Source organism: Ruegeria sp. YTSC325, from assembly GCF_059609525.1.
Genome location: NZ_JBXWLY010000034.1, coordinates 1 through 3,100, shown reverse-complemented (window position 1 = coordinate 3,100; position 3,100 = coordinate 1). Strand labels below are relative to the sequence as shown.

2 protein-coding genes are annotated in these 3,100 nt (G+C 60.8%); both read right to left on the bottom strand.

All coding sequences use genetic code 11. From position 1 onward, the window contains the following. Window positions 1-64: 64 nt before the first annotated feature. The gene (locus tag AC2FF7_RS22110; protein ID WP_170352592.1) at window positions 65-1,516 is read right to left on the bottom strand and encodes an NAD(P)(+) transhydrogenase (Re/Si-specific) subunit beta; all 1,452 of its coding nucleotides are present in this window, start codon (window positions 1,514-1,516) and stop codon (window positions 65-67) included. 13 nt (window positions 1,517-1,529) lie between these two features. Continuing rightward, window positions 1,530-3,100: Re/Si-specific NAD(P)(+) transhydrogenase subunit alpha (locus AC2FF7_RS22105; RefSeq protein WP_496906356.1), on the bottom strand; the 1,571-nt coding region annotated here is incomplete at its 5' end.

The following is a 3,100-nucleotide window of genomic DNA, read 5'->3' as shown; positions in this document are numbered from 1 at the left end:
CCTACCGCGAAACGCGGAAAGGCGCCCGTTTGGGCGCCTTTTTTTGTGTTTTATGTGCCTTGGATCAGTCGATCATGGGCAGGAGCTTGTCCAGCGACTGCTTGGCGTCGCCATAGAACATGCGGGTGTTTTCCTTGAAGAACAGCGGGTTTTCGATGCCCGAATAGCCGGTGCCCTGACCACGCTTGGACACAAACACCTGCTTTGCCTTCCAGCATTCCAGAACCGGCATTCCGGCGATGGGGCTGTTGGGATCTTCCTGCGCCGCAGGGTTTACGATGTCGTTCGACCCTATCACGATGGCCACATCCGTTTCCGGGAAGTCATCGTTGATCTCGTCCATCTCCAGCACGATGTCATAGGGCACCTTGGCCTCGGCCAGCAGCACGTTCATATGACCCGGCAGACGACCGGCAACAGGGTGGATCGCGAAGCGCACCTCTTTGCCCTTGGCGCGCAGCTTGCGGACCAGTTCACTGACCGACTGCTGTGCCTGCGCCACCGCCATACCGTAGCCCGGAATGATGATCACGCTGTCGGCGTCGTTCAGAGCTGCGGCAACGCCATCGGCGTCGATGGCAACCTGCTCGCCCTCGACTTCCATCTGCGGGCCCGAGGTGCCGCCAAAGCCGCCCAGGATCACGCTGACAAAATGCCGGTTCATCGCCTTACACATGATGTAGGACAGGATCGCACCCGACGAGCCAACCAGCGCACCCACAACGATCAGCAGGTCGTTGCCGAGGCTGAAGCCAATGGCCGCTGCGGCCCAACCCGAATACGAGTTCAGCATCGACACAACCACCGGCATGTCCGCGCCACCGATGCCCATGATCAGGTGATAGCCGATGAACAGCGCCGCCAGTGTCATCAGGATCAGCGGGAACAGACCGCCCGAGGCGGTGTACCAGATCAGGCAGATCAGCGAGAGACCCGCCGCCGCCGCGTTCAGCGCATGACCGCCGGGCAGCTTGGTCGCCGCCGATGTCACCTTGCCCGCCAGCTTGCCATAGGCCACGACCGAACCGGTAAAGGTGATCGCACCGATGAAGATGCCCAGGAACAGTTCCACATGCAGGATCGTCAGCTCGGCCGCTGTCTTCTTGGCGATCAGCTTGGCAAAGGCGCCCAGATCCGACAGGTCCGCCTGGTTCGCCGCATCCGCAATCGCCATGACCTGCGCCACGTTGCCGATCTCAAAATGCGCGTTGAAGCCCACGAACACAGCCGCCAGACCCACCAGCGAGTGCATCGCCGCGACAAGCTGTGGCATCTCGGTCATCTGCACGCGTTTGGCGACATAGGACCCGATCAGACCGCCGCCTGCAATCAGCAGCAGCGACAGCAACCACAGGCCCGAACCGGGGCCCACAAGCGTGGCAAAGACCGCCAGCGCCATACCGACAATACCGTACCAGACAGCGCGCTTGGCGCTTTCCTGGTTCGACAACCCGCCCAGGGACAGGATGAACAGAACAGCCGCAACAACATAAGCGGCAGTGGTGAAGCCAATCATCTACCCGGCCTCCTTAAGATTTCTGGAACATGGCGAGCATGCGCCGGGTGACAAGGAAACCGCCGAAGATGTTGATCCCGGCCATAAAGACCGACAGCGCCGCCAGCAGGATCACCAGGAACGAGCCCGATCCGATCTGCATAAGCGCCCCAACAATGATGATCGACGAGATCGCGTTGGTGATCGCCATCAGCGGAGTGTGCAGCGAATGCGCCACGCCCCAGATCACCTGGAAGCCAACGAACACGGCCAGCACGAACACGATGAAGTGCTGCATGAAGCTGGCCGGAGCGACCAGACCCACCAGCAGCATCAGCGCGCCGCCCACACCCAGCAGGGTGAACTGCTGCTTGGTCTGCGCCTTGAACGCCGCAATCTCCTGCGCCTTTTTCTCTTCCGGGGTCAGTTCCTTGACCTCGGGCTTCTTCTGCGCCGCGATGGCCTGCACTTTCGGCGGCGGCGGCGGGAAGGTGATCTCACCCTCAAAGGTCACGGTCGAGCCGCGGATCACGTCATCTTCCATGTCGTGGTTGATCTGACCGTCCTTCTCGGGCGTCAGGTCAGTCATCATGTGACGGATGTTGGTCGCGTACAGAGACGACGATTGCGCCGCCATCCGGCTGGGGAAGTCGGTATAGCCGATGATGGTCACGCCATTGTCGGTCACGATCTTCTCATCCGCGACGGTCAGCTTACAGTTGCCGCCTTTTTCCGCCGCTAGGTCCACGATGACCGAGCCCGGCTTCATGCTTTCGACCATATCCTTGGTCCAAAGCTCGGGCGCTTCGCGGTTCGGGATCAGCGCGGTGGTGATCACGATGTCCATCTCGGGGGCAAGTTCACGGAACTTGGCCAACTGCGCGTTGCGGAATTCTTCGGACTGAACCGACGCATACCCGCCAGTGGCCGCGCCATCCTGCTGCTGCTCTTCAAAGTCCAGATAGACGAATTCCGCACCCATCGACTCGACTTGCTCGGCCACTTCGGGGCGCACGTCGAACGCATAGGTGATCGCGCCCAGCGACGTGGACGTCCCGATCGCGGCCAGACCGGCCACACCGGCCCCCACGATCAGAACTTTCGCAGGGGGTACTTTACCCGCCGCCGTCACCTGACCGGTGAAGAAACGGCCAAAGTTGTTGCCCGCCTCGATCACGGCACGGTAGCCCGCGATATTGGCCATCGACGACAGCGCGTCCATCTTCTGCGCCCGACTGATCCGAGGCACCATCTCCATCGCGATCACGTTCGCGCCTTTGGATTTGGCCAGCTCCATCCCGTCTTCATTGCCCGCAGGGTTGAAGAACGAGATCAGCGTCTTGCCCTTGGTCAGACGCTTCAACTCGGTCTCGGTGGGCTGACGCACCTTGGCGACAATATCGCAGTCTTTCCACAGCGCAGCAGCGGTCTTGATAACCTCAACCCCTGCAGCTTCATAGGCAGCATCCGAAAAACCTGCCGCAAGACCAGCCCCCTTCTCAATGGCGCAGTCATAGCCAAGTTTCTGCAACTGCAAAGCGGACTCGGGCGTCATCGCGACCCGGTTCTCACCGTCCAGTATTTCCTTTGGTGTGCCTAGCTTCA

Bases quoted from the DNA above. Each gene is read 5' to 3' on its own strand.
- AC2FF7_RS22110 (WP_170352592.1), bottom strand. From the start codon at position 1,516: ATGATTGGCTTCACCACTGCCGCTTATGTTGTTGCGGCTGTTCTGTTC.